Genomic DNA, 26,059 nt, shown 5'->3' on the forward strand with positions numbered 1-26,059 from the left:
CCGAGTTTTGCTGACAATCTTTTACCCGGCCCGCGGGCCGAGTCCCCTCACTCTTTCACTATGACGCCCGTACCGCCCCAGGGGTTCACGGGCACTGGACGAGCGACAGAAGCGTGATGCCCGTGACAACCGGTACAAATAAGAGACCAAGGCAGAGCCGCGACGGGGGGACGATGGCGGACACGGGCCTGCGTGACGGGTGGCGGCGCCTCATCGAGGCGGTGCCGACCGGTTTCTTCTGGTACACGCGCCTGTCGGGAATCCTGTCGCTGATCTCGTGGGTCTCCTACGGCCTGATCGTCGACCTGCTGGAGTTCTGGGCCCTGCGGTGGCTCAACTTCCTCTTCATCATGCCGAGCGTGCCGGTCGCGCTCATGTGGATCCTGCTCTCGATGGGCGTGCGGCGGCGCAAGAAGGCCGCCTGGCGGATCCTGATGCTGATGTACGGCTTCTTCGCGGCCGTGAGCGCCCTCGGGGTGCTGTCGAGCCTGCTGGGCGCCAGCGAGGACCCCGATCAGCCCAAGCTGGTGGCCCTGTTCGTCACCGCCGTGCTCTACGCGCTGGTCGTGGCGCTGCTGATCGCCGCGCGCGGGCAGTTCACGACGGTGCCCGACCGGGCCAACCGGCGGATGGCGGCGATCGTCTTCTCGCTGCTGCTGATCGTCACCGGCGGCATCGGCACCATGCTCGTCACCCTGACGGACAAGAACCCCAAGGGCGGCTTCTGGACCCATCCGCTGTACGTGCTGGCGCAGACGGTCCTGGGACCCCGGGTCACCGGCGCGCCGATCTCCGTCTCGGTCCCGATGTGGGTCGACGGGATCCTGTGGGTGCTGGGCACCGGCCTGCTGCTGATCACGCTCTGGGCGTTGTTCAAGCCGGGCAGCCGCGACGCTGTGCTGAGCCCTGAGGAGGAGCTTCCGGCGCGGGCGCTGCTGGCCGAGTACGGCGACCAGGACTCGCTGGGCTACTTCGCCCTGCGGCGCGACAAGGACTTCATCACCGCCCCCAACGGCAAGGCGGGCATCGCCTACCGGGTCGAGGGCTCGGTCTCGCTCGCCAGCGGCGATCCGCTCGGCGACCCGGAGTCCTGGGACCAGGCGATCGAGGCGTGGCTGGGCGAGTGCCGCAACCACGCGTGGATCCCCGGCGCGGTGAGCGTCAGCGAGCGCGGGGCGCAGGCCTACCGGCGGCACGGGTTCGACGCGCTGGAGCTGGGCGACGAGGCGATCATCGACCTCACCGACTTCAACCTCGACGGCCGCGAGATGCGGCAGGTCCGCCAGGCGGTGCGCCGCGTCGAGCGGGCCAATTACACGGTCCGGATCCGGCGGCACTCGCAGATCCCCGACTGGGAGATGGCCAAGCTCATCCGCAGCGCCGACGCCTGGCGCGGGGAGAACACCGAACGCGGATTCTCCATGGCGCTGGGGCGGCTGGGCGACCCGACCGACGGCCGCTGCGTGATGCTGGAGGCGTTCGACGCCAAGGGCGAGCTGCGCGGCCTGCTCAGCTTCGTGCCCTGGGGCCGGACGGGGCTCTCGCTGGACCTCATGCGCCGCGACCGGTCGGCGGAGAACGGCCTCAACGAGTTCATGGTCGCCAAGCTGGCCGAGCGGGCCGCGACCGTCGGGGCCCAGCAGCTGTCGCTCAACTTCGCGATGCTCCGGTCGGCGTTCGAACGCGGCTCGCAGATCGGCGCCGGGCCGATCGCCCGCGTCTACTACCGGATGTTGTCGTTCGCCTCGAAGTTCTGGCAGCTGGAGTCGCTCTACATCTCCAACTCCAAGTACAACCCGCACTGGTACCCGCGCTTCATCTGCTACATGCAGAGCCGCGACATGGTGCGGCTCGGCCTGGCGTACGCGCGCGCCGAGGGCTTCGTGCCCTCCTTCAACCGGCCCAAGCTGGAACGGGTCGCCAACGCCGCGCCGCCCGCCTCGCTCGTCTCCAAGATCAAGGAGATCGAGGAGGCCGCCGACGCCGCCCGCGCGCCGCAGCGCCGCCTGTCGGAGCAGGAGCGGGTCCGGCACGCCAAGCTGGCGAAGATCCACGAGGCCGGCATGGAGGCCTATCCGCTGGGCTTCGAGCGCACCGACTATGCCGCCGGCATCCGCGAGCGGTTCGCCGAGCTGGCGCCCGACACCCGCACGGGCACGACCGCCGCGATCGCCGGCCGGGTGGTGCTGGCCCGCCAGCACGGCAAGCTGATCTTCGTGACGCTGCGCGACGAGACCGCCGACCTGCAGGTCATGCTGACCGCCGACGCGCTCGGCACCGAGTCGCTGCGGTCCTGGAAGTCGCTGATCGACCTCGGTGACCAGGTGGGGGTGCGCGGCGAGGTCGTCACGTCCAAGCGCGGGGAGCTGTCGCTGCTGGCGTCCGACTGGCGGCTCACCGCCAAGTGCCTGCGGCCGCTCCCCAACAAGCGCAGCGGCCTGTCCGACCCCGAGGCCAAGGTCCGGCAGCGGTACGTCGACTTCATCGTCAACGACGACTCCCGCAAGATGTTGCGAATGCGCGGGGACGCCGTCGCCGCCGTGCGGGACGGGCTGCGCGACCGCGGCTACCTCGAGGTCGAGACGCCGATGTTGCAGCCGATCCACGGCGGCGCGGCGGCCCGCCCGTTCACCACGCGGATCAACGCCTACAACATGCAGCTCTACTTGCGGATCGCGCCGGAGCTGTACCTCAAGCGGCTGCTGGTCGGCGGGGTCGGCAAGGTCTTCGAGCTCAACCGCAACTTCCGCAACGAGGGCGTCTCGCAGAAGCACAACCCCGAGTTCACGATGCTGGAGGCGTACGAGCCGTACGGCGACTACGACACCATGGCCGAGCTCACCCGCAGCCTCGTCAGGGACGCGGCCGAGGCCTCGCTCGGCACGACCGTGGTGGTGCGCGACGGCGTGGAGTACGACCTCGCCGAGCCCTGGCAGGAGATCACCGTCTACGGCTCGGTGTCGGAGGTCCTCGGCGAGGAGATCACGCCCGACACCGCCCTTCCCGCCGTCCACCGCCTCGCCGAGAAGGCCGGGCTCAACTTCAACTCCGAATGGGGCCAGGGCAAGGTCGTCCAGGAGCTCTTCGAGGCCCTGGTCGAGGAGGAGCTCAAGGCGCCGACGTTCGTCCGCGACTACCCGGCCGAGACCTCTCCCCTCACCCGGCCGCACCGCGACGATCCCCGGCTCGCGGAGAAGTGGGACCTCATCGTCTTCGGCCTCGAACTCGGCACCGCCTACTCGGAGCTGATCGACCCGGTGCTCCAGCGCCGCCGCCTCACCGAGCAGTCCCTCCAGGCGGCCGGCGGCGACCCGGAGGCGATGGAGCTGGACGAGGACTTCCTGCGCGCCCTCGAATACGCCATGCCTCCGGCGGGCGGCATGGGCATGGGCATCGACCGGCTCCTGATCACGCTCACGGGACGCAGCATCCGCGAGACGATCCCGTTCCCCCTCGTCCGCCCCGGCTCCTGATCGGGGCTCGCGGGCTCAGAGACCGCGCGGGGACGGACGGAGGCCGTACGCGGCGAGCCACAGCCGGGCCTTGCCGCGCTCGCGCTCCTCGCGGACGAACGGATCGTCCGGCGGCTCGTCGGCGGCGGGGCCGGCGGCCTCGGGCACCAACGTCAGCCAGCGCTCGCGGTCGTCGTCAGGGCCCAGCTCACCGGACGCCTCGTCGGGCGCCTCGGACAGTGGCAGCACGTCGCCGCGCGCCAGGTCGATGACGAACGGGCCGTCACCGAGCCGTCCGTGCAGCGCCCCCGCGAGCTCCCCCAGATCGACCGGCACCCGGGCGAACCCGTCGTCGGCGCCGCCCAGCGCCTGCGCCAGCTCGTCCGCGAGCTCGCGGTCGCCCGCCTCGCCACGCGCGTTGAGCGCCTGTACGCACTTCTCGGCCAGCGGCTGCGCGCCCGGAACGGACTGGCCGACCGCGGCCACGAGGACGTCACCCGCGTACTGCAGCACCGGCTCCAGCGGCCGCGTGCGCACCAGCTCGGCCCCCGCCGCGCCGCTCCCCAGGCTCGCCGCGGCGCGCAGCCCGCCCAGCGCGCCCTCGTCCCAGTCGGTCACGAGTCCTTTGTACAGAACCCCGGTGACACGCGATGAGTTGTGGGGAAATTCACCGGCCCGGGCGCTTGTCCTCGACGTGGACCACCGTGAGCTCGTGCCCGTCCTGGTCGCGCTTGGACCTGCCGACCAGCCCGACCGCCAGCTCCTCCGGGGCCGTGACCTCGTCAGGGGCGACGTAGGTGAGCACGTCGTTGTGGTGCCCGTAGACGACCCAGCCGGGCGCGGCCTCCAGGTCGATGGTGCCGAAGTCGCCCGCCGCACTGCCGGGGTGCACGGGACCGTACTCCCGCAGGATCTCGGTGGCCTGCGCGGCCAGGTCCTCCTCGGGCTCCATGAGGATCACGCAGGTGTCGTTCTCGAACAGCACCCAGGACTTCTCGTCGCCCACGATGACGCGCCGCCACACGTCGACCATCTCGATCGTCTCCACGGCACGGATCATGCCTTATGCCTACGACACCGGGCATCCCGATTATTCGGCCGCGCGATCCGCCTCTTCCCGGTAGGCCTCCACGGCGTACCGGAGCCGCGCTCCGACGAGCAGGTCCTCGTCCTCGGGACAGCCGAGCAGTTCGCGGGCCCGTTCGAGCAGCCGGTCGTCGGACAGGCCGGGCTCGCTCGCGGCGAGCCGGCGCACGATCTGGATGAGCTCCGGCCGCTTGTAGGAGACGATCGACCGGCCGCGTTCCACGGTGACCGGCCCGGCGGGAACGGGCTGCTCCGGTGCGGGTGGCGGCTCGGGGGCGGCCTGGAGCGCGCCGGGCGCCGGCGGGACGAAGCGCGTCAGGAGGATCTCGAACAGTGGCGCCGTCGGCGTGACGAGCTCGCGCAGGTCGTCGGCGAGGAGGTCGGCGGGCACCTCGTCCGCCGGCGCGGGCAGCGCGTCGCCGCTCTGGCCGACGAGGATCACGCGCGGCGCCGGCCAGAGGAGGAAGAGCGCCTCGGCGCCCGCCTCGTGCTCGCCGTCGATGATGACGACGTCGAACGCGTCGGGCTCGGCCGAGACGAGGGCGGGGATCTGCCAGAGGGGAGCGATCCAGGCCGGGACGGCGGGCGCCTCCGGGTCGAACCGTGTCAGGCAGGCCTCCCACGCCTGCGCTCCGGCGAGCGCGTCCGTGAGGCCCTCCAGCTGCGCCTCGGCCTCGGCGAGCGCGGTCCGGAGGCGGCTCTCGGCGGCGGACCTGGGCAGCTCGGCGAGCCGCGACGAGGCGTACGCCCACGCCCACGCCTGCTCCCAGCGCCGTACGGGCGGGCCTCCGGCGAGGAGTCCGGCGAGCTCGGGGTGAGCCGCGCGAAGACGCTCGTACAGGCCTTCGCAGCGGACTTGGAGCGCACGCTCATGCCGGACCTCGGCCAGCGCCGACAAGGCGGACGCGTACGCGGCGGCGTCGCGCTCGTCGATGGCGTTCACGGCGGCGACCAGTTCGGGGGGCGAGCCCTCGGGAAGGACGCCGATCGAGTCGCGGAGCGCGGTCAGGTCGGCGGTGGCGCGGTTGACCTTCAGGCCGAGCAGCGCGTTCTCCAGCGCGATCACGTAGCCGTGCCACTGGACCGGATGGGTGACCTGCACGCCGATGCCCGCCAGCAGCCCGCACGACTCCTCGATGGAGGGCAGCACCCGCCGGATGACGGCGAGACGGTCGTGGGCCCGGGCGAAGAACACGACCCGCTTCTCCGCCGGCGCGTCCGGGAACGTCGCGCCGACCGCCTCCCACACGTACTGCAGCTCCTGCGACGACATGCGGATCATCAGATGGACGAAGACGACGTCCAGCAGTTCCGGCGTGGTCGGCGGATGACCGTCGACCCTGGCGCCCGTCAGCAGCGGCTCGGCCGCGCGCTGCGCGGCTGAGCGCAGGGGGCCGCGCTTGAGCACGCCGCCGTCGGCCAGGTGGTTGCGCAGCTCCTGCGCGGCCGCCGCGAGCTGCCTGAGGTGCAGCTCGCCGGGCGGCAGCCGGACGTCGCGGCCCGCGATCGACGCGAGGGCGTGCCGCGCCCACTCGGCCTGCGGCGCCATCTCGGCGACCCGCGCCCAGAGCGTCGGGCGGCGGTTGCTCAGCGCGTCGCTGAACGCGCGGGCGGCCGGATCGCCCGGGTCCCATTCCCTCGGATGGCCCGCGAGCCCCAGTTCCTCCAGGGCGGCGGTCACGGTGGCTGCGCATCCGTCGAGCCGGGCGAGGAACGCGACGTCGCACTGCCGCAGCCGCCGCGACAGCTCGGTCTGCGACCGCTCGGCCCGTTCGGCGGCCACGGCCTCCGCGTCGATCAGCGTCCGGACGTAGGCGGCGCTCGGCAGCGAGCCGGGATCGACGTCCCGCTGGCCGGTGCGGGCGCGCCGGCGCGGCGTCTCCTCGCCCAGCAGCCGCTGGAGCTCGGCCGCCTGGGCCCCGTTGACGGGCGGCCGCTCCGGCATGCCCGTCAGCGGCGGCAGCCAGGAGTGCTCCGGGGCCTCGGCCGCCAGCCGCCGTTCCAGCTCGGCGCGGGCGCCGCGGTAGCCCGGCGCCAGATCGACCACGTCGGTCGCCTCGGTCAGCGCCAGCCGCTCGCGCAGCTCGTTCACCGTCCGGTCGGCGGCGGCGCCCCGTTCGGCGAGATTCTCCTGCCAGGCACGGTGGCGCCGCGGATCGTGCGCGACGCCCCGCGACCTCAGCCGTTCGAGGACGTCGGCCTCGTCGGTCGTCGCGCACAGCATCCCGATCTCCGCCGGCAGCGCCGCGTGCAGCCGGTCGGCCTCGGGACTGGCGACGAGCACCCGCCGGCCGCGCGTCAGCAGCCCGGTCAGCAGATCGGCCGACGTCCGAGGCGTGCGATCTGGGACATGCAGGATGCGCGTGTTGGATCCGGGGGCCAGGAACCGGGCGATCCCGCCGGGCACGCGCGCCCCCGGCCGGGCCAGCCACGCCAGCAGCTTGTCGTAGTGGTCGGCCAGCCCGCCGCGATCGGGCGGCCGCACGACGATCGCGGGCGCCAGGCGCAACTGCGGGATGGGCGCCGCGCCCTGCCCGGACGCCCAGTCCTCACGGAAGACGGCCGCGACATCGGTGCCGGTGAACGCGACCGTGCACCACTTGCGGAGGACGTCGGAGACCGAGGCGCGCAGCCCGAACCCCTGTCCGGCCTGCACGGCGTCCCACACCCAGTCGGTCCGCGCGGGCCGGAAGCCGGACAGGCCGCCGAGCAGCTCACGATCGCGCAGGGAGGTGTGGCCGGTGAGCACCACGTCCACCCGCTCGGTCCGCTCGTCCACCACGATCCGGACGGGCGTGGTCAGCAGATGGTCGCGGATCCCCGGCCCGGTTCCGGGCTGCCAGCTCAGCAGCCCGGTGGCCAGGACCAGTTCCTGGCCCTGCGCGGCGAGATCGCGCAGCGTCCGGTACCAGTGCCGCATCGCCAGCCAGCCGTCGAACTCCTCGATCACGGCGGGCGGCGACAGCGGGATCACCGGGACGCTGAACAGCACCTCCCCCGGACCCGCCTCGGCCTCGACATAGACGTCGCCGGGCAACTCCGCCAGCCAGTGGACCTGCCCGTAGGCGTCGACGTCGCGCGCCACCCCACGCCGTGCCCGGGCCAAGTCACGCAGGTAGCGCAGAAGATCGGTCGCCTCCTGCAACGGGCCGTGCTCTTCGCGGGCCACCCCGGCTCCGATACCGCCGTGAAGCCCGACCCGCGTCTCCCCCGGCTCGCGGCCGGCGTCGCGCGACGCCCGGACCGCCTCGCGCGGCGGTGCGACAGTGCCCTCGATCTCGGACGGCTCGGCGATGTCGTCCGGCTCGGGCGGCTCGGACGGGCGGCCGTTCTCAGGTGGGCGTGGGCGGTCTGCCGCAGCCGCACGGTAGAACGGCCTGGAGGCCGCCGGGGGCGGCCCGGCGGCCTGCTGCGGGACCCCGGGCGCCCCGGGGGGCGGCCACGGCATGTCGCGATGGCGCCGCCCGCCCCCCGGCCGGGAGTGCGGCCCGGGAGGCTCGCGGAGCGGGCCCTGGTCCGGCACGGTCACACACCTCTCGCCCGAAGCGAACTATGTGCACCGATCTAACACCCCGGAATGCCCTGTTCCAAGTGGTCCCCCGGTCCTTTGATCAGTAGGACGCCCGCGCGTGGTGCCTGTCCTCGCTCGGCAGCATGACCCAGAGGACGAGGTAGACCACGAACTGGGGGCCGGGCAGCAAGCAGGAGAGCAGGGCGAGCAGGCGGACGGCCCCGGCGCTCATCCCGAACCGCCGTGCGAGGGCCGCGCAGACTCCGCCGATCATCCGGCCGTCGCGCGGACGGTAAAGGCCGTTCATGTCGTTCTCCCCGTTTCAGGTTGATCCGTAGGTACCCGCTGATCTGCGGTTACGTGGTCCACACTACGAATCGGGAAGGCAGTCATGTATCGGCCGAACGGCTTGTTCCGCCCCATACTCCCGGATTAGGGGATCACCCTTAGGGGGCTACCAGGGCGGGAAGCCCGGTCAGATCGTCAAGGACGAATCGGCACCGCGCGAGGGCCTCGTCGTCCTCTTGGATGTGCCCCCACGGGCCGCGCCGGAGGAAGGCGACCTGCATGCCGAACGCGAGGGCCGGGCGCACGTCGTTGTCGATGCGGTCGCCCACGTAGAGGACCCGTTCGGGGAGCAGATCCGCCAGTTGCGCACACCGTTCGAAGAACTCGTGGGAGGGCTTCTCGACGCCCCAGACCTCCGAGATCCCGATGACGTCGGCGTCGAGGCGGAGGGCCTCCAGCTGCTCGGCGGCCTCGGCGGGCTGGTTGCCCGCGATGCCCACGAACAGGCCCTGGGCGTGGAGGCGGGCCAGGCAGTCGCGCGCGTCCGGGTAGAGGTCGTCCGCGCCGAAGCCGTTGGCGACGCCCGCCTCGGCCCGCTTCTTCTCCTCGACGACCAGGTCGAAGCCCGGCCGGAAGTACTCGAAGAGGTCCATGTGGGTGCCGCCGGTGGCGAGGACGGCGCCGAGCTTGGTCAGGAACGTGTGCCGGGGCACGCCGAGCCAGTCGGCCCAGCGGCCGTAGATCTCACCCTCGTTGATCAGGGTCTCGCCGATGTCGAAGAAGACGGCCTCGATCTTCACAGCTCCACCGACTCGCCCGGCTTGAGGCGGCGGTAGTCGACGCCCGGGTCGCGGTCCTGGGCGGCGCGCGCGAGCCCGCTCTCCATGACCATGATCCCGTTCTCGTTCAGCAGCCCGTCGTGGATGATGAACGCCCGCTCCGGCGCGACCGTCCGCGCGTAGTCGTAGAACTCCCGGACCTTCATCCAGGGCGCGTTGCCGGGCAGGCAGAGCGTCGGAACCGGCTCGGACGGGACGGTCAGGGCGTCTCCGGGGTGGAAGACCTCGCCGTCCACGAGGAAGCCGACGTTGGGGATCGGCGGGACGTCGGGGTGGAGGATCTCGTGGTCCTCGCCGTAGACGTGGAGCTCGAAGCCGGCGGCCGTCACCGCGTCGCCGTGCCCGACCTGGTGCACGCGGCTTCCGAGGTCCGCCAGGTTCTCGGCGACGACGCGGGAGGTCCACACCTCCAGCAGCGGGTCGTCGGCCATGGCCTCGCGCAGCACGTCGGGGTTGAAGTGGTCGAAATGCTCGTGGGTGATCAGTACCGCGTCGGCGCCGGTGAGGGCGGAGGACTCGCTGAAGGCACCCGGGTCGATGACGAGGGTCCGGTCGTCCTTCTCCAGCCGTACGCACGCGTGTCCGAACTTGGTGAGGCGCATCGGACGATTTTTTCACGCCGCCGCGGCGGCACTTCCACGGCCCGGGACGAAACGAGCGCTTGGCCAATTGACCGTCCCACGCGAGATTGATAGAACACGTTTCACTTTCAGTCTTGGAGGCGGCGATGCCCGTTCCCGACCAGCGAGATCCCGAGCTCACCCGCGCGATCCTCACCCGATGGCTGAACCGGCATCTTCCCGGCGTCCGCATTCCCATGATCGAGACGCCCAAGACCAGCGGATTCTCCAGCGAGACCCTGCTGTTCGACGCGTCCTGGACCGAGGGCGGCGACGCGGGCGAGGGCACGGACGGCGGTGCGGAGCGGCACGAGCCGTTCGTCGTCCGCGTGGCGCCCGTGCACTACCAGATCTTCCCCGAGCCGCGGTTCGAGGAGCAGTACCGCCTGATGCGGATCCTCGACGAGCGCACCGGCGTCCCCGTGCCGCCCATCCGCTGGTACGAGCCGTCCGCCGAGCCGCTCGGCGCCCCGTTCTTCGTGATGGGCCGGATCGACGGCGACGTGCCGACCGACATGCCGCCGTACCACCAGGACGGCTGGGTCACCCACGTCCCGCCCGAGGAGCGCGCGGCGATGTGGTGGTCGCCGCTGGAGATCCTCGCGGAGCTGCACACGCTGGACGTGGCCGCGCTCGACCTCGGCTTCCTCGATCAGCCGGCCTGGGGCGCCACGGGGCTCGACCAGCGCCTCAACTACTACGAGCACTACCTGCACTGGGCGTACGAGGGGCCGCAGGAGACGGCGCTCCGGGCGCTGGAGTGGCTGCGGGCCAACCAGGTCGACGAGCCCGACCCGCCCGCCGTGCTGTGGGGCGACGCCCGCATCGGCAACATCATCTTCCAGAAGGGCGAGCCCCGCGCCGTCCTCGACTGGGAGACCGCGATGCTGGGCGCCCCCGAGGAGGATCTGGCCTGGTACATGTTCCTGGACCGGCACCACTCCGAGGGCATCGGCGTGCCGAGGCTGGCGGGCTTCCCCTCCTACGCGGACACGGTGGCGCGGTACGAGGCGCTGCTCGGGCGGCCGATGCGGCACCTGGACTACTACGAGATCCTGTCCGGCTTCAAGTTCTCAGTGATCATGGCCCGGATCGGGCAGGCGATGATCGACTTCGGCTGGATCGAGCCCGGCAACACCTTCCCGCACGACAACAACTGCACCCAGCTCCTGGCGCGCATCCTCGGAGGACTCCAGTGACGCTCTCCCCCCTCGACGACTACCCGATCCACCAGGCGCCGGAGGTCATGCGGCACGTCACCACCTCCGACCGCAACTTCTACGACCGCTACTACTTCAACGTGCACGCCTGCTCCGACGAGCTGATGCTGATCATCGGCGTCGGGCAGTACCCGAACCTCGGCGTCACCGACGCGTTCGCGGTCGTGCGGCGCGGCCCCCTGCACAAGGTCGTCCGGGCCTCGCGCGAGCTCGGGCTGGACCGGATGGACACCAACGTCGGCCCGTTCCACGTCGAGGTGATCGAGGGCCTCAAGAAGCTGCGCGTCGTCCTGGACGAGAACGAGCACGGCCTCGCGTTCGACCTCACCTGGGAGGGCGCGATCCCCGCCCAGCTCGAACCGCGGCACTACCTGCGCTGGCAGGAGCGCCTCACCTTCAACACCCAGCGGCTCGCCCAGACCGGCCGCTGGACCGGCACGATCGTCGTGGACGGCGAGAGCATCGACGTCACCCCCGACCGCTGGTGGGGCTCGCGGGACCGTTCGTGGGGCGTCCGCCCGGTCGGCGAGCCGGAGCCGCCCGGCATCCAGGTGAAGAACGCGGGCACGTTCTACTGGCTCTACACGCCGATCCAGTTCGAGGACCACGCGATCCTCGGCATGGTCCAGGAGGACGAGAAGGGCCGCCGGCTCATGGAGGAGGCCGTCCGCGTCTGGCCGGACGAGTCGCGCGACCCCGAGTACCTCGGCCGTCTCGACTACACGCCGGTGTACTCGGAGGGCACGCGCGACGTCGTCACCGCGACGCTGGCGTTCAGCCCGCCGGGCGGGAAGCCGTTCGAGATACGGGCGACGCCGATCCTGCCCGTCCATCTGATGGTCGGCACCGGGTACGGCCTGGAGCCCGACTGGAAGCACGGCATGTACCAGGGCCCGGAGCTCAAGGTGGAGGGCGTCGCCTACGACACCCGCAAGGAGGAGGACGCCGCCCGCATGTGGGGCCTGGTCGACGCCGTCGGGCGCTACGAGTACGCGGACGGCTCGGCCCCCACGGCCGCCGGCACCGGCTACGGCCTCTACGAGTACTGGGCGCTCGGCCCGCACCCGAGCTTCCCCGAATAGCTCAGCGGCTCAGCGGACGGCGAGGACGGCGGCGAGAACGGCCAGCCCGAAGGCCACGGTGGTCAGCACGAAGAACGCGGCGATCACCGCGCAGGCCACGCCCTTGGGCTGGTCCCGCCAGGTCCCGTAGTGGTCGCGCACCTGCTGATCGAGCTCCTCCCGCGCCGGCCCGCCGCCGGCCGGTCCGTCAGCGGCCGGTTCGTCGGCAGGGGGAGACGTCACGCCGCCCAGTCTCGCATCCCGAACGCGGAAGGGGCGCCGGTCCAGGTGGACCGGCGCCCCTTCGCGAAGCGTGCGTGCCCGCGGGGCTAGTGGGCCGTCCCCTCGGCGATGGTGAAGGAGACGTCACCCTGGGGGTCGACCGCCGCGTCGAGGGTCTTGTCGTCCAGGAGCTCGGCGACGTTGGACTCCAGGTAGACCCGGGCGCCCTCCTCCTCGACGACCTGGTCGCCCACCTCGGGCGCCGGGGCGACCGACAGCTGCAGGGCGTCGGCCCCCTCGGTGCCGGGCTCGATGCGGATGCCCGTCTCCGGCGGCAGTTCGGGGTTGGCGGTCACGGTCCGTATCACCTGAACGGCACCGCTGGTCAGTGTGAGCACGATCAGCTCCTCCGGGTTTTCGCAGGTCGGGTGGATTGACCCGACCCACCCTCCCCGCGAATCCCAGCGGTAAACACCCGAGTGGAAACCGATTGTGATCAGGTGTTCGGTGCCAGCGCGCGCACCGCGTCGATAGCGGACAGGCCGCCTCCGGGCACGATCGCGAGTACCGGAGTGGTGAGCCCGTTCGCCACGTACTCGCGGACGCGGGCACGGCAGGTCTCGGGCGAGCCGTGCACGATGAGGTCGTCGACGACCTCGTCCGGGATCACTTCGAGGGCCTTCTTGCGGTCACCGGCCGCCCAGGCGTCGTTCATCGGCTTGAGCGCCTCGCCGCGGCCCAGCCACTCGTGGAAGGCCTTGTAGACCGGGACCGTCATGTACGCGGCGATCATCCAGCGCCCGATCGCGCGGGCCTCGTCGGCGTCCTCGGTCGGGCACACGAACAGGCGGGCGATCAGCTCCGGCTCGTCCCCGAGCTCGGACCGGACGGTCCGGACGTCCTTGGGCGCCAGCCAGTTGGTGATGGCGCCGTCGGCCTCGCGGGCGGCCAGCCGCAGCATGCCGGGACGCAGCGCGGCCAGCACGATCGGCGGCGGGGTCTCCGGCGCCTTCTCCAGCTTGAAGCCCTTGACGGTGAAGGTGTCGTACTCCTCCTTCACCTTCTCCCCGCCGAGGGCGCGGCGCAGGAAGCGCAGCGTGTCACGGGTGCGCTTGTACGGCTCCTCGAACGGGATGCCGTTCCAGCGCTCGACGATCGTGTCGGAGGAGGTGCCGATGCCCATCACGAACCGGCCGGGTGCCAGCTCGGCGAGCGTGGCGGCCTGCTGGGCGAGCAGGGCGGGACCGCGCGTGTAGACCGGCACGATGGCCGGGCCGAGGCGCAGATCCGGGGCCCACTGCGAGGCGAGGGCCAGTGGGGTGAACGCGTCGGTGCCGTTGGTCTCGGCGGACCACGCGTCGGTGTAGCCCAGGGAGGGCAGCGAGGTCACGATCTCCTGATGCTCGGCCAGCGAGACACCGGTGAGCGGAATGGTCAGTCCCCAGCGCGACATGGATTCAGGTCACCTCAGGCGATGGAGGGGCGGATGGTGGCGCCGCCGTCGACGACGAGGGTCTGGCCGGTCAGCCAGGAGGCGGTGTCGCCGGCCAGGAACACCGCGGCGTTGGCGATGTCCTCGGGCTCGCCGATGCGGGCGAGCGGCATGAACTTGCTGATCGCTTCCTCGTTGTTCTCCCACAGCGCGCGGGCGAGGGCGGTCTTGACCAGGCCCGGCGCGATGCAGTTGACGCGGACCTTCGGCGCCAGTTCCATGGCGAACTGCCGCGACAGGTGGATCACGGCGGCCTTGGTGGCGTTGTAGTAGCCGATGCCGTGCTCGGTGACCATGCCGCCGACCGACGCGATGTTGATGATCGAGCCACCGTGCTCCTGCATGGACTTCTTCCAGGCCAGCTGCGTCCACTGGACGACCGCGAACTGGTTGACCTGGACGGTCTTCTCGGCGGCGGCGGGCTCGATGTCGACCATGGGGCCGAAGTAGGGGCTGGTCCCGGCGTTGTTGATCAGCACGTCCACGCCGCCGAACTCGGCGATCGCGGCGTCGAAGCACGCGGCGGCCTGCTCGGCGTCGCCCACGTGGGCGGCCTTGGCCAGGACGCCGGCCGCCGGGTACGCGGCCTGGATCTCCTTGGCCGCCTCGTCGAGCCCCTCCTGCTTGCGCGACGACAGCACGACGTTCGCGCCCTCGGCCGCCAGCGCGGCCGCGATCGCCTTGCCGATGCCGCGGGACGCCCCCGTGATCAGGGCCGTCTTCCCCTGCAGTCCAGTCCGCATTCGTACTCCTTGTGTCGCACCGTCTCGCGCGTGTCGCGCTGGGAGCCCCTAACAGAATCCGGCTCGGTTTCACTGTACCGAAGTGACTGACGAGTCAGTTATATCCGGGTGCCCCGGACAGCTCCTCCACCCGCGAGAGTACGAAGCGCCGGAAGCCGTCCACCACCGGCGGGCGGGTCCTGGCCTCCACCCAGGTCAGCCCGATGGTCCGGGTGGCGCCCGCGTCGGCGATCCCGAGGTGCCGCACCCCCTCGTGCGGCTCGTTCCCCGGGGGCGCCGGGGACACCAGCGCCACGCCGAGACCCGCCGCGACCAGGCCGCGCACGGTCTGGAGCTCCTCGCCCTCGAACGCGATCTCCGGCCGGAACCCGGCCCCGGCGGCCAGGTCGTCCAGGATCGTGCGCAGCCCGCCGCCCCGCTTGATCCCCACGAACGGCTCGCCGGCCAGCTCGGCCATCCGCACCCGGCGGCGGCCCGCCAGCCGGTGGTCGGCGGGCACGGCGAGCTGGAGCCGCTCGGTGATCAGCGGCGCCCAGGCCAGCCCGGCCGCCGCCGGTCGCGGGCTGGTGATCGCCACGTCGGCCCGGCCCTCGCGGACCGCCTCCTCCAGCGTGACCGCGCGATCCTGGATGAGCCGGACGGTGACCTGCGGATGGTGCTGCCGGAAGCCGCGCAGCAGCTCGGGCACCAGCCAGACGCCCTGGGTGTGGAGGAACGCGAGCACGACCTCGCCGTGTTCGGGGTCGGCCGCCTGGGCGAGCGCGCGGCGGGCCGCCTCCTCCTCGGCGACCAGGCGGCGCGCGTGCTCGGCGAAGATCCGGCCGTAGCCGCTGAGCCGGACGCCGCGTCCCTCGCGGTCGAACAGGGGGACGTCCAGTTCCCCTTCCAGCCGGGCGATCGCGCGCGACAACCCGGGCTGCGAGACGCGCAGTTCGGCGGCGGCGTTCGTCACATGCCCGAGCTCGGCGACCACGAGGAACCAGCGCAGCGTCGTCAGATCCATGCCCTCATGCATATCGCGCATCGTTTTGAATGAAAAGATTCATTGGACGCATGAGCGGCAGAGGACGAACCTATCGGGACATGACACCCGCCCGGAAAAGGGATCTCGCGCTCTTCGCCGCGGGGCTCAGCACGTTCATGTCGCTCTACTGCGCGCAGGTGCTGCTCCCCGAACTCTCCCGTGACTTCGACGTCACGCCTTCCCAAGCGAGCCTGCTGGTGTCGCTGGCCACCGGCGCGCTCGCCTTGGCGATCATCCCGGTGAGCTCGCTGTCGGAACGGCACGGACGGACGCGCGTGATGCTCACCTCGTCCGCCGTGTCCGTGGGCGTCGGCCTGCTGCTGCCGCTGTGCCCCTCGTTCGAGGCGCTGGCGGTCGTGCGCGCCCTCCAGGGGCTCGCCCTGGCAGGGGTGCCCGCCGTCGCGATGGCCTATCTCGCCGACGAGGTGCCGCCCGCGTCGCTGGGCGGGGCCATGGGACGGTATGTGGCGGGGACCGCCATCGGCGGGGTCATGGGACGGCTCGTCCCCGGCGTCGTGACCGATCTCGCCGGCTGGCGGTGGGCCTTCACCGTGACCATGATCGCCTGCCTCGGGTTCACGGTCCTCTTCTGGGCGCTGCTGCCGCCGTCCCGGAACTTCCGTCCGGGCCGGGCCGACCACCGTGCGCTGCTCGGCCATCTCGGCGTGCCGGGGCTCCGGCGGCTCTACCTGGTGGCCCTCGTGCTGATGGCCGGGTTCGTGACCACGTTCAACTTCCTGCCGTTCCGGCTCCTGGACGCTCCGTTCGGGCTGCCGCAGGCCGTGGTCAGCCTCATCGCGGTGGCCAACCTTGCGGGATCGTTCACCTCCGCGTGGGCCGGGACCCTCGCCGACCGCGCCGGCCGGCGCCCGGTGCTGCTCGGCGCGATCCTGGTGTCGGCGCTGGGGCTGCTGCTCACGCTGCCGCCGTCGCTCCCGCTCATCGGGCTCGGACTGCTGCTGTTCACCGGCGGGTTCCTCGCCGCGCACGCCGTGGCCAGCGGCTGGGTCGGATCGATCGCCACCACGGCACGGGCCCAGGCGTCGGCGCTGTACCTCTTCTCGTATTACCTGGGCAGCAGCATCGGCGGCGCGGCGGGCGGGCTCGCGTACGAGCGGGCGCACTGGGCGGGTACCGGCGCGTACGTGCTGGTCCTGCTCGCGATCGGGCTGGCCGCGGCCGCGTTCGCGGGAGGTGGGCGGGCCCGGGCCGCGCGTCTTGATTTGAGCGGTCGCTTGGTTGGTAAGCTGCCCCGGTGAGCACCATGAAGGAACGGCGCCCCGCCGTCGACGGCTGGTTCACCACGGATTCAGGGGACGTCCGGCTGCTGGGCACGCGTTGCACGAGCTGCGGCACCCCCTACTTCCCCCGGAACGAGCTGGCCTGCCGCAACCCCGGCTGCGGAGGTCCGAAGGACGGCTCGGAGCTGGAGGAGCACGCGCTCTCCAACCGCGGCACGATCTGGTCGTACGCGGACGCCCGTTACAAGCCGCCGCCGCCCTACGTCTCCCCCGACCCCTTCGTCCCCTACACCATCGCCGCCGTGGAGCTCACCGAGGAACGCATCGTCGTCCTCGGGCAGACGGTGCCGGGCGTCGGCGTCGCCGACCTGGAGGTCGGCATGGAGGTCGAGCTGACCACCGGCACCCTCTTCGAGGACGACGAGGCCGAGTACACCGTGTGGATGTGGAGGCCCAGTGACTAGCGGGAGCGCGACCAAGGAGATCGCCGTCCTCGGGGCCGGGATGCACCCGTGGGGCAAGTGGGGGCGCAACTTCGTCGAATACGGCCTGGCCGCCGCCCGCGCCGCGCTCGCCGACGCCGGGCTGTCGTGGCCCGACGTCCAGTACGTCGCCGGGGCCGACACCATCCGCAACGGCTACCCGGGCTTCATCGCGGGCGCGACGTTCGCCCAGGCGCTCGGCTGGTCCGGGGCCCGCGTCTCCAGTTGTTACGCCGCCTGCGCGTCGGGCGCGCAGGCGATCGGCAACGCCCGTGCCCAGATCCTCGCGGGGCTGTGCGACGTCGCCCTCGTCGTCGGTGCCGACGCCGCGCCGAAGGGGTTCTTCAAGCCGGTCGGCGGCGACCGTCCCGATGACCCCGACTGGCTTCGCTTCCGGCTCCTCGGCGCGACCAACCCGATCTACTTCGCCCTCGCGGCGCGCCGCCGGATGGCCCTGCACGGCGCCACGCTGGACGACTTCGCCGCGGTCAAGGTGAAGAACGCGCGGCACGGGCTGGCCAACCCCAACGCCCGGTACCGCAAGGAGGTCACGGCGGAGGACGTGGCCGAGTCGGCCGTGGTCGCCGACCCGCTGCGGCTCCTGGACATCTGCGCGACCAGCGACGGCGGCGCGGCCCTGGTGCTGTCGTCGATGGACTTCGCGCGGCGGCACGGCGTCAGTGATCCGGTCCGCATCCCGGCGTTGTCGACGGTGACGCCGACGTTCCCCAAGACCGTGATCGACCTGCCCGACTTCGCGACCGACTCCGCGATGACCGTCCCCGAGCCGGAGCGGCCGTTCCGCTCCGCCATCGCGCACGCCGCGTACGAGGAGGCGGGCATCGGGCCCGAAGACCTCTCCCTGGCCGAGGTGTACGACCTGTCGACCGCCCTGGAGCTGGACTGGTACGAGGACATCGGCCTCTGCGAGGTCGGCGGGGCGGAGGAGCTGCTCCGGTCCGGCGCCACGGCCCTGGGCGGCAGCATCCCTGTGAACGCCTCCGGAGGCCTGGCCTCCTTCGGCGAGGCCATCCCCGCGCAGGCCATCGCCCAGGTCTGCGAGCTGACCTGGCAGCTGCGGGGGCAGGCCGAGGGCCGTCAGGTCGAGGACGCGCGCGCCGGCATCGCCGTCAACCAGGGCCTCTTCGGCCACGGCTCGGCCATCATCACCGTTCGCTGACGCTTTAGTCCGCGCTGCGGGCGCCCTTGTCTCGGGTGCCCGTGTCGCGGGCGCCCTTGTTGTGGGTTCCCGCGTTGTGGGTTCCCGCGTTGCGGGCGACCAGCAGGGCCCAGCCGATCAGCGGGGCCTGGATCGGCAGGCGCCCGTACACGACGGCGCGCAGCGGGAGCGGGCGGTGCCGCCAGTCGCGGGCCATCTTCACGTTCGCCGGGAAGACCGCGGCGAAGAGCGCCGCCGCCGCGAGCGCGCCCTTGCGGCGCGTCTTCGGGTAGGCGACCGCGGCCGCGACGCCCAGTTCGGCGACGCCGCTGAGGTGCGTCCACGTCCGCGCCTTGCCCGGCAGACGTGCGGGGACGATCGCGTCGAAGGGCCGCGGCACGAGGAAGTGCGTCGTGCCCATGGTGGCCAGGAACGCGGCCAGCCGGCGAGCCGTACGTGACGAATCAGACATGCGCCGAGTCTGGCAGAACGGGCAGATCACCATCCGGCGGGGCTACATTGGTTTTTGTACTGACTGGTCAGTTCAAATAGGAATGTGGCGGCGATGGCACTCCGGATGGAAACCCGAGGACTCTCCCTCCGCGGCTCACGCGGGTGGGTCTTCCGCGACGTGACGGCGACCGTCCCGGCGGGGGGCCTGGCGGCGGTGAGCGGCATCGCGGGTTCCGGGCGCACGGCCCTATTGCTCACCCTCGGCGGCCGGATGGAACCCACCGGCGGCATCGGCATGATCGGCGATCGGCAACTGGGGCGCGGCGTCCAGCGCGTCGCCGCCCTCGGCGTGATCGCCGGGGTCACCGAGCTCGACCCCTCGCTGACGGTACGGGAGCACGTCAGCGAGGCCCTCGACCTGCACGAAGGGATCTTCGGCAGATGGCGGGGACGGAAGGCGCGCATCGGTGAGGCGCTCGGCCGGGTCGGGCTGGACGTCGATCCGGGAACCCTCGTCCAGGATCTGGCCCCCGACGAGGCCCAGCTGCTCGGAGCGGCGCTCGGCCTGATCGGCGAGCCCGGCCTGCTGCTCCTCGACGACGTGGACGAGGGCCTGCCCTCCGACCGGCAGCACGAGCTGTGGCGGCGGCTGCGCGCCATCGCCGACTCCGGCGTGACCGTCGTCGCGACGTGCCACGACCCCGCCCCTGCCGAAGACGTCGCCCAGATCATCGAATTGGAGCCCTCCCGATGAGACTTCCCGCGCTGACGTCGGGCGGCCTGGAGCTACGGCGCTTCGGGCGGAACCGGCTGACCCGGATCGCGGTGGCCGGACTCGTCCTCCTGCCACTGCTGTACGCGGGCCTCTACCTCTGGTCGTTCTGGGACCCCTACGCCCGCCTCTCCCACGTACCGGTCGCGCTCGTCGTCGACGACAAGCCCGCCAAGGCGGACGGGAAGACGGTCCAGGCCGGTGCGGATCTCGCCGCCGAGCTGGAGAAGCGCAAGGTCTTCGACTGGCACACGGTCAGCCAGGACGCGGCGGACGACGGCGTGCGGTCCGGCAAGTACTACATGTCGCTCACCATCCCCTCCGACTTCAGCTCGCGGATCGTCTCGCCGAGCGGCTCCGGGGCGCCCCAGGCGGCGGCCTTGAAGCTGCAGATGAACGACGCCAACAACTACGTGGTCGGGACGCTCGCCCAGGCCGCGTTCAAGGAGGTCAGCACGGCGGCCGGGAGCGACGCGGTGCGCGGCTACTTCGACCAGATCTTCGTCTCGTTCGGCAAGCTGCACGGTGAGCTCGACAAGGCCGCGGATGGCGCCGGGCAGCTCGCGGACGGTTCCGGCAAGGCGCATGACGGCGCAGGCAAGCTGGCAGGCAAGCTCGGCCAGGCGCACTCGGCCGGTGAGCAGCTGACCTCTGGGCTCGGCACACTGCACGACGGCACCGGCGAGCTTGCCGACGGCAGCAGGCAGGTGTCCGACGGCATGCGGCAATTGACGGCGACGGTCGACAGGGCGGCGGACGCGGTCGTGCCGCTGCTGCGCGAGAACGCCCCGCAGATCCGTTCCGCCGCCTTGCTGGTGGCGAAGGGAGCCGACCGTCTGGCCGATGCCGCCGGGACCCTTCCCGCTCAGTCACGCGAGGCCGTCCGGGCCGCGGAGGCGGCTCAGGCCCAGCTCGACCGCTACCTCGCCGCCCACCCGGAGATCCCGCCGAACGTCCGGCACAGGCTGACGCAGGCCGCCGGCCAGGTCGTGTCGGTGGCACGCCAGGTCGACAGGTACATCCAGACGCACACGGCCGACCTCAAGAAGCTCGCCGCCGACGCCCGCGAGGCCGAGCGGCTCGCACGCAAGGTCGCCGCGAACGCGCCCACTCTCGCGGGCAAGGTCGAGGCGGCTCGGCGGAACGTGGACCGCCTGAACAACGGCGCCCGCCAGGTCGCCTCCGGCGCCGCTCAGGTCGATGCTGGCACCGGCAAGGCGTTCACTGGGACGTCCAAGCTGACCAGTGGGCTCGGGCAGCTTTCGGAGGGCGCCGTAACTCTCGACACCGCACTGCTGCAGATCTCCCAAGGAAGCAACGACCTCGCCCAGGGGCTTGAGGACGGCGTGAAGCAGGTTCCCTCGTACAGCAAGGGCGAGCGGAACGACCGCGCCGACATGATGAGCAGCCCGGTGCGGCTGGCCAGCACCACCGACAACAAGGCACCGAACTACGGCACCGGCTTCGCGCCGTTCTTCGTGCCGCTCGCGCTGTGGGTCGGCGGGATGGTCATCTACATGATGCTGCGCCCGCTCAACCCGCGGGCTCTCGCCGGGACCGCGCCCGGCTGGCGCGTCGCGCTGGCGGGCTGGCTTCCGGCCGCCGCGATCGGGGTCGCGCAGGCAGGGGTCGTGCTGGCCGTGCTGCACTTCGGCCTGGGACTGGAGGCCAAGCACTGGGCGGGGCTGATCGCCTTCCTGTCGCTCGCGTCCGCCGCGTTCCTGGCCGTGATCCAGTGGGTGAACGCGCGCTTCGGGCCGGTCGGGCGCATCCTCGCGCTCGCCCTGCTGATGTTGCAGCTGACGTCCGCGGCGGGTACCTATCCCATCGAGACGAGCCCGGGATTCTTCCAGGCGATCCAGCCGTACCTGCCCATGCCGTGGGTGGTCACCGCCGTCCGTCATCTGATCAGTGGCGGCAGCCTGCTCCCGGTGTGGCAGGGTGGTGCGGTGCTGGCGGCCTTCCTGGCAGGCGGGCTCGCGCTCACGTCCCTGGCCGCCCGGCAGAACCGCGTGTGGACGATGAAGCGGCTCCACCCCGTACTGAAACTGTGAGGCCCATGGGCAGGACGGCGACCCGCGAGCGGCTGTTCGCGGCGGCGATCGAGCTGATCGCCGCGCAGGGCTTCACGGCGACCACCGTCGACCAGATCGCGGACGCGGCGGGCGTCGCCAAGGGAACGGTCTACTACAACTTCGGCAGCAAGGCCGCACTGTTCACGGCGCTGCTCGACTACGGCATCGAGCGACTCTCGGCCACGCTGCGGGAGGCGTCGCGAGGGCGCAAACCGCTGGCGGCGCTTGAGGCGGTCGTCGGCGCGGAGCTGGCGTTCATCGGCGAGCACGAGTCGTTCGCCCGGCTGCTGATCGCCGAGACCTGGCGGTCGGGCGGCGGCGACTGGCGGCACGCCGCCCGGCTCATCCGCGAGCAGGCGATCGGCGTGATCGCCGACGTGCTGCGCGCCGCCGTCACCGCCGGTGAGCTGCGCGAGGACCTCGACATCGGCATCGCCGCGTCCGCGGTCTTCGGCATGGTCTTCACGGTCGCGCTCGACTGGCGCACGCTCCAGCCGGAACGCCCGCTCGCCGACGTCCACGCCACCCTGATGGACCTCCTGCGCGGCCGCCTCGCGGGCTAACGGGGACGGAAGACGCCGCCGATCAGCTTCTTGCCGTAGGGCACCTCGCCCACGCAGCGGTACATGCGGTCGCCCTGTTCGAACCGGCTCTGCGAAGGCGGGATCAAGCCCACGTCCCACCGCAGCGACCGGTACTTGGCCGCCCGGCCCTGCAGCGACCGCCGCAGGACGTTCTTGTTGCAGACCTTGCGCACGGTCGGGTTCTTGGCCAGCAGGTCCCGGTCGCCGGTCTCGCCGTCGGGCGGCATGAGGGCGATCGCGAAGACCTGGCGGCCGTGCGGCTCCTTGCAGTCGAACCTGCTCATCGACAGGATCCAGCCGTTCACCCAGACACCGCCTCCCCAGCACTCCGCCGTGCGGGTGCAGCGGGCCCGGGCGCCGGGCACGAGCGCGGCCGGGCAGTTCGCGGTGACGGTCTCCACGCCGTAGAGCTTCTTGTCAGCGGCCGCCGTATTGGCGTTGCCGGAGCCCTTTCCCGGCGTGGTTCCACCGCCCTGCTGCGAAGTGCCGGACTTGCCGGGGCCGGAGCCCTTGCCCGAATCGGAGCCCGAATCGGAGCCCGAATCGGGCGCGAACGCGACCAGCGCGCCCGCGCCGAGGATGCCGGCACCCACCAGCGCCGCGGCTCCGAGAATGAGGCCCTGCGACAACCCCCGCGACTGCCCGGCGGGAGCAACCGCAGGCTCGGTCGTGTGCCCGCCGATCGTCATGGGCGGCGCCATCACGGTGCGCAGCGGCGTCGGTGATTGCATGTCGACACCGGCCAGCGCGTCCCGGAAGGCGTCGGCGGTGGGAATGCGGGCGTTCCGGTCGAACGCCATGGCCTGCCGGAGCACCCCGGTCAGCGACGTCGGTACGCCGGGGAGATCGGGAACGGGCTGCTGCTGCGCCGCCATCAGGGCCGCGATGCTCAGCTGGCGATCAGGCGGGAAGTGCGGCGGCCGGCCGGACAAAAGCGCGTACAAAGAGGCCGCGAGAGAATAGACGTCGCCCGCCGGGCCCGGCTCGTCCAGCCGGAACGCCTCCGGCGGCGCGTACGCGGGCGTCAGCGCCTCGCGCGTGGCCGATGACTCCATTCCGGGCGTGGGCATGCTCGCCAGCCCGAAGTCCGCGAGCCCGGGGTTGCCGTACTGGTCCACCAAGATGTTGGCGGGCTTGACGTCGCGGTGCAGGACCCCGGCGGCATGCGCGGCGGCCAGCGCGTCGGCGATGTTGACGCCGATGTCGCGCACCTCCGGCGGCTGGAAGGGGCCACGCTCCCGGAGCCGGTCGTTCAGCGAGCCGCCCGGACAGAGCTCCAGGACCATGTACGGCCGCCCGTCCGGCAGCACGCCCGCGTCGTAAACAGCGACGACGTGCGGGTGGCCGGACAACCGCCCGGCGGCGGTGACCTCGCGCATGAACCGCCGCTGATCGCGCTCGGACGTGAGCGAGCGGCTGTCGACCTTCAGCGCCACCTCGCGCCGCACCGAGAGCTGGCGGGCGCGGTAGACGGTGCCGAACCCGCCCGCGCCCAGCGTCTCGACGAGCTCGTAGCCGGGGATGTTCATGCCGTACCGCTCCTGGAATGCCGGGATCAGCACCCTAGGGCATCTCGCGGACCTGCTCGATCACCCGCGGCATGATCGTGTTGTTGTCGCTCACATACCCGAGCAGGAATCCCAGCTGCTCGTCGGTGAAGCCGTCCAGTTTCTCGCCGAAGGCCCGCGCGATCGGCTCGAAGTACCGAGCGAAGCGCCCGATGCTCTCCGGCACCAGCTCGATGATCACCCGCCGCCGGTCGTCCGGATCCCGGGTGCGCCTGACGAACCCGGCCTTCTCCAGCCGGTCGATGACGGCGGTGATCGCTCCCCCGGTCGTGATGCCCATGAGCTGCGCGAGCTGCCCCGGCGTCTGCGGCCCGTCCAGCGTCAGCGCGTTGATGCACTGCGCGTCCGTGACGTTCATGCCGGCCTTGCTCGCGGTGGTGTGGTGCAGCAGCACCGTCCACATGGTGCTGCGCTGGATCGCCAGCTGCAGCTCCCGCTCCATCCGCGCCCGTTCCGGGTTCGACACGCACCCACCCCAATTCTCTCTTATACCGAGAGATTCTACCAGGGCAGGCGGGCGACGGCTCTGTCAGGCCTCCTGGGCTATTTGTTTGGCCCAGCGGTAGTCGGCCTTGCCGGCGGGCGAGCGCTTCATCTCGTCGACGAACGCGTAGGTGCGCGGGACCTTGTAGCCCGACAGCTCCTTGCGGCAGTGCGCGTCGAGCTCGTCGGGGGACGGGGGCTCGCCCTGCGGCTGGATGACGGCGGCCACGCGGCTGCCCCAGCGTTCGTCCGGAATGCCCGTGACCACGGCGTCGTAGACCGCGGGATGGCCCTTGAGGACCGCCTCGATCTCCTCGGGGAAGACCTTCTCGCCGCCCGTGTTGATGGCCTGCGAGCCCCGGCCGTACACGGCGATCGAGCCGTCCTCCTCGACGGTGGCGATGTCACCGGTCAGGAGCCAGCGCTTGCCGTCCACCTCGGGGAACGTCCGGGCCGTCTTCTCGGGGTCGTTGTAGTAGCCGCGCGCGATCCAGCCGGAGCGGGCCACCTGGCCCACCACGCCCGAGCCCGGCTGGACCACCTTGAGGGCGTCGTCGAGGACCGTCACGTTCTCCACGTCCGGCGCGAACCGCAGGCCCTTCTCGGGGGTCGAGCCCGCGACGGCCGCGGCGGTCGAGCCGGACTCGGTGGAGCCGAACCGGTCCAGGATCATGACGTTGGGCAACGCGCGGGCCAGGCGGTCGCTGACGGTGCCGGAGAGGATGGCGCCGGTGGAGACGTAGGCGAACAGGCTGGACACGTCGTACGAGGCGCCCGGCCGTTCCAGCTCCTCCACCATGGGGATGGCCATGGCGTCGCCGGTGATCGTGACGGAGTTGACCTTCTCCCGCTCGATCGTCCGCCACACCTCCGCCGCCTCGAACTTGCGGACGTAGACGACCGTGGCGCCCATCCACCAGGAGATGAACGTGGCCATCTGCGCGGCGCCGTGCATCAGCGGCGCGATCGGCATCATGGTGACGTGCCCGGCGTTCACGGCCTGGTCGACGACGTCCTGCGGCTTGCCCGGGCGGGGGAAGGTGGGGTTCCAGAACGCGAGGAGCATGTCCTCCATGCCCCACATCACGCCCTTGGGCATGCCGGTCGTGCCGCCGGTGTAGATGATGTAGGTGTCATCGGCCGACCTCGCCGGGAAGCCGCGCGTGGCGGGCTGGGCGGCGATGGCCTCCTCGTAGGCGACGGCGCCGGGGACCGTGGACGGGCCCGCCACCGCGATCAGATGCCGGATGGCCGGCACCTGCGGGGCCGTCGCCGCCACCCGCTCGTCGAACTCGGCGTCGTAGAGCAGCGCGACGCTGTCGGAGTCGCGGTAGACGTAGAGCAGCTCCGACTCGACGTAGCGGTAGTTGACGTTGATCGGCACGGCCCGGATCTTCAGCGCGGCCAGCAGCGCGACCGCGTACTCGATCCCGTTGTAGAGCTGGATCGCGACGTGCTGCCCGGGCGCCACGCCGGCGCCGTCCAGATGGTGCGCGAGCCGGTTGGCCTCGGCGTCCAGCTCGGCGTAGGTGAGCCGCCGATCGCCGCAGACGAGCGCGACGCGGTCCCCGATCGCGTCGGCGACTCCCTCGAACATGTCCGCGTAATTGAACTCCATCGGGCTTCTTCCTCCGGAGGGGCGGGAAGTGGGTGGGTGCCCGGGGCGCGCGCCTTCGCCCCGGGT

24 protein-coding genes are annotated in these 26,059 nt (G+C 71.7%); 9 read left to right on the forward strand and 15 right to left on the reverse strand.

The window, feature by feature from the left end; translation table 11 throughout:
• The first annotated feature begins 173 nt into the window (after nucleotides 1-173).
• Nucleotides 174-3,473, forward strand: a complete 3,300-nt coding sequence (gene lysX / locus ACGFNU_RS23995; RefSeq protein ID WP_392596939.1) for a bifunctional lysylphosphatidylglycerol synthetase/lysine--tRNA ligase LysX — start codon at nucleotides 174-176, stop codon at nucleotides 3,471-3,473.
• 15 nt (nucleotides 3,474-3,488) lie between these two features.
• Here the strand turns inward: lysX and ACGFNU_RS24000 are convergent, their stop codons facing one another.
• The 6 genes from ACGFNU_RS24000 to ACGFNU_RS24025 form a co-directional block, all read right to left on the reverse strand.
• Nucleotides 3,489-4,070, reverse strand: a complete 582-nt coding sequence (locus tag ACGFNU_RS24000; RefSeq protein ID WP_392596941.1) for a hypothetical protein — start codon at nucleotides 4,068-4,070, stop codon at nucleotides 3,489-3,491.
• A 49-nt stretch (nucleotides 4,071-4,119) separates the two neighbouring features.
• The gene (locus ACGFNU_RS24005) at nucleotides 4,120-4,500 is read right to left on the reverse strand and encodes a hypothetical protein (protein WP_392596942.1); all 381 of its coding nucleotides are present in this window, start codon (nucleotides 4,498-4,500) and stop codon (nucleotides 4,120-4,122) included.
• Between the two features lie 42 nt (nucleotides 4,501-4,542).
• On the reverse strand, nucleotides 4,543-8,061 hold the full coding sequence (locus tag ACGFNU_RS24010) for a hypothetical protein (RefSeq protein ID WP_392596944.1): 3,519 nt from the start codon (nucleotides 8,059-8,061) through the stop codon (nucleotides 4,543-4,545).
• An 88-nt stretch (nucleotides 8,062-8,149) separates the two neighbouring features.
• Entirely contained in the window at nucleotides 8,150-8,356 is a 207-nt protein-coding gene (locus ACGFNU_RS24015; protein WP_392596946.1) for a PspC domain-containing protein, read from the reverse strand.
• Between the two features lie 139 nt (nucleotides 8,357-8,495).
• A complete protein-coding gene (locus ACGFNU_RS24020; RefSeq protein ID WP_392596947.1) occupies nucleotides 8,496-9,137 on the reverse strand; it encodes an HAD family hydrolase in 642 nt (213 codons plus the stop codon).
• Nucleotides 9,134-9,778 carry an MBL fold metallo-hydrolase gene (locus ACGFNU_RS24025; RefSeq protein WP_392596949.1) on the reverse strand — a complete coding sequence of 215 codons (645 nt, stop codon included), beginning with the start codon at nucleotides 9,776-9,778 and terminating at the stop codon, nucleotides 9,134-9,136. The genes ACGFNU_RS24020 and ACGFNU_RS24025 overlap by 4 nt, the downstream gene beginning before the upstream one ends.
• A 125-nt stretch (nucleotides 9,779-9,903) precedes the next feature.
• Between ACGFNU_RS24025 and ACGFNU_RS24030 the strand changes: the two genes are divergently transcribed.
• Both ACGFNU_RS24030 and ACGFNU_RS24035 read left to right on the forward strand, forming a co-directional pair.
• Entirely contained in the window at nucleotides 9,904-10,995 is a 1,092-nt protein-coding gene (locus tag ACGFNU_RS24030; protein WP_392596950.1) for a phosphotransferase family protein, read from the forward strand.
• Nucleotides 10,992-12,098 carry a hypothetical protein gene (locus tag ACGFNU_RS24035; RefSeq protein WP_392596952.1) on the forward strand — a complete coding sequence of 369 codons (1,107 nt, stop codon included), beginning with the start codon at nucleotides 10,992-10,994 and terminating at the stop codon, nucleotides 12,096-12,098. Before ACGFNU_RS24030 ends, ACGFNU_RS24035 begins: the two co-directional genes overlap by 4 nt.
• A 9-nt stretch (nucleotides 12,099-12,107) precedes the next feature.
• Here ACGFNU_RS24035 and ACGFNU_RS24040 read toward each other — a convergent pair whose 3' ends face one another.
• From ACGFNU_RS24040 to ACGFNU_RS24060, 5 genes are all read right to left on the reverse strand, one after another.
• The gene (locus ACGFNU_RS24040; RefSeq protein ID WP_392596954.1) at nucleotides 12,108-12,320 is read right to left on the reverse strand and encodes a hypothetical protein; all 213 of its coding nucleotides are present in this window, start codon (nucleotides 12,318-12,320) and stop codon (nucleotides 12,108-12,110) included.
• An 86-nt stretch (nucleotides 12,321-12,406) separates the two neighbouring features.
• Nucleotides 12,407-12,697 carry a Fe-S cluster assembly protein HesB gene (locus ACGFNU_RS24045; RefSeq protein WP_392596956.1) on the reverse strand — a complete coding sequence of 97 codons (291 nt, stop codon included), beginning with the start codon at nucleotides 12,695-12,697 and terminating at the stop codon, nucleotides 12,407-12,409.
• Between the two features lie 98 nt (nucleotides 12,698-12,795).
• Nucleotides 12,796-13,752, reverse strand: a complete 957-nt coding sequence (locus tag ACGFNU_RS24050) for an LLM class F420-dependent oxidoreductase (protein WP_392596957.1) — start codon at nucleotides 13,750-13,752, stop codon at nucleotides 12,796-12,798.
• 14 nt (nucleotides 13,753-13,766) lie between these two features.
• Nucleotides 13,767-14,534 (reverse strand): SDR family oxidoreductase, encoded by a 768-nt coding sequence (locus ACGFNU_RS24055; protein WP_392596958.1) that lies wholly within the window; start codon nucleotides 14,532-14,534, stop codon nucleotides 13,767-13,769.
• Between the two features lie 94 nt (nucleotides 14,535-14,628).
• Complete coding sequence (locus tag ACGFNU_RS24060) at nucleotides 14,629-15,558, reverse strand: LysR family transcriptional regulator (RefSeq protein ID WP_392596960.1); 930 nt, start codon at nucleotides 15,556-15,558, stop codon at nucleotides 14,629-14,631.
• A gap of 59 nt (nucleotides 15,559-15,617) precedes the next feature.
• Between ACGFNU_RS24060 and ACGFNU_RS24065 the strand changes: the two genes are divergently transcribed.
• The 3 genes from ACGFNU_RS24065 to ACGFNU_RS24075 are packed head-to-tail and all read left to right on the forward strand — an operon-like array spanning nucleotide 15,618 to nucleotide 18,461.
• Nucleotides 15,618-16,817: an MFS transporter gene (locus ACGFNU_RS24065; RefSeq protein ID WP_392596962.1), complete on the forward strand. Its 1,200-nt coding sequence runs from the start codon at nucleotides 15,618-15,620 to the stop codon at nucleotides 16,815-16,817.
• Between the two features lie 5 nt (nucleotides 16,818-16,822).
• On the forward strand, nucleotides 16,823-17,263 hold the full coding sequence (locus tag ACGFNU_RS24070; RefSeq protein ID WP_392597736.1) for a Zn-ribbon domain-containing OB-fold protein: 441 nt from the start codon (nucleotides 16,823-16,825) through the stop codon (nucleotides 17,261-17,263).
• A 40-nt stretch (nucleotides 17,264-17,303) separates the two neighbouring features.
• Entirely contained in the window at nucleotides 17,304-18,461 is a 1,158-nt protein-coding gene (locus ACGFNU_RS24075; protein ID WP_392597738.1) for a lipid-transfer protein, read from the forward strand.
• A 4-nt stretch (nucleotides 18,462-18,465) separates the two neighbouring features.
• Here ACGFNU_RS24075 and ACGFNU_RS24080 read toward each other — a convergent pair whose 3' ends face one another.
• Nucleotides 18,466-18,912, reverse strand: a complete 447-nt coding sequence (locus ACGFNU_RS24080; RefSeq protein ID WP_392596964.1) for a hypothetical protein — start codon at nucleotides 18,910-18,912, stop codon at nucleotides 18,466-18,468.
• 93 nt (nucleotides 18,913-19,005) lie between these two features.
• On the opposite strand from ACGFNU_RS24080, the gene ACGFNU_RS24085 reads away from it, so the two are divergent.
• Genes ACGFNU_RS24085 through ACGFNU_RS24095 form a run of 3 tightly spaced genes read left to right on the forward strand, consistent with a single transcriptional unit; the run spans nucleotide 19,006 to nucleotide 22,303 of the window.
• Nucleotides 19,006-19,647, forward strand: a complete 642-nt coding sequence (locus tag ACGFNU_RS24085) for an ATP-binding cassette domain-containing protein (RefSeq protein ID WP_392596966.1) — start codon at nucleotides 19,006-19,008, stop codon at nucleotides 19,645-19,647.
• Nucleotides 19,644-21,719 carry a YhgE/Pip family protein gene (locus tag ACGFNU_RS24090; protein WP_392596967.1) on the forward strand — a complete coding sequence of 692 codons (2,076 nt, stop codon included), beginning with the start codon at nucleotides 19,644-19,646 and terminating at the stop codon, nucleotides 21,717-21,719. The genes ACGFNU_RS24085 and ACGFNU_RS24090 overlap by 4 nt, the downstream gene beginning before the upstream one ends.
• Before the next feature lie 5 nt (nucleotides 21,720-21,724).
• Complete coding sequence (locus ACGFNU_RS24095) at nucleotides 21,725-22,303, forward strand: TetR/AcrR family transcriptional regulator (RefSeq protein ID WP_392596968.1); 579 nt, start codon at nucleotides 21,725-21,727, stop codon at nucleotides 22,301-22,303.
• Here the strand turns inward: ACGFNU_RS24095 and ACGFNU_RS24100 are convergent.
• The 3 genes from ACGFNU_RS24100 to ACGFNU_RS24110 all read right to left on the reverse strand — a co-directional run bounded on the left by ACGFNU_RS24100 (nucleotide 22,300) and on the right by ACGFNU_RS24110 (nucleotide 25,993).
• The gene (locus ACGFNU_RS24100) at nucleotides 22,300-23,886 is read right to left on the reverse strand and encodes a serine/threonine-protein kinase (RefSeq protein ID WP_392596969.1); all 1,587 of its coding nucleotides are present in this window, start codon (nucleotides 23,884-23,886) and stop codon (nucleotides 22,300-22,302) included. The two genes, ACGFNU_RS24095 and ACGFNU_RS24100, sit on opposite strands and share 4 nt — an antisense overlap.
• A gap of 1 nt (nucleotide 23,887) precedes the next feature.
• Entirely contained in the window at nucleotides 23,888-24,358 is a 471-nt protein-coding gene (locus ACGFNU_RS24105; RefSeq protein WP_392596970.1) for a MarR family winged helix-turn-helix transcriptional regulator, read from the reverse strand.
• 63 nt (nucleotides 24,359-24,421) lie between these two features.
• A complete protein-coding gene (locus ACGFNU_RS24110) occupies nucleotides 24,422-25,993 on the reverse strand; it encodes an acyl-CoA synthetase (protein ID WP_392596972.1) in 1,572 nt (523 codons plus the stop codon).
• Nucleotides 25,994-26,059: the final 66 nt, after the last annotated feature.

Source organism: Spirillospora sp. NPDC048911 (assembly GCF_043198015.1).
Lineage (GTDB): Bacteria > Actinomycetota > Actinomycetes > Streptosporangiales > Streptosporangiaceae > Spirillospora.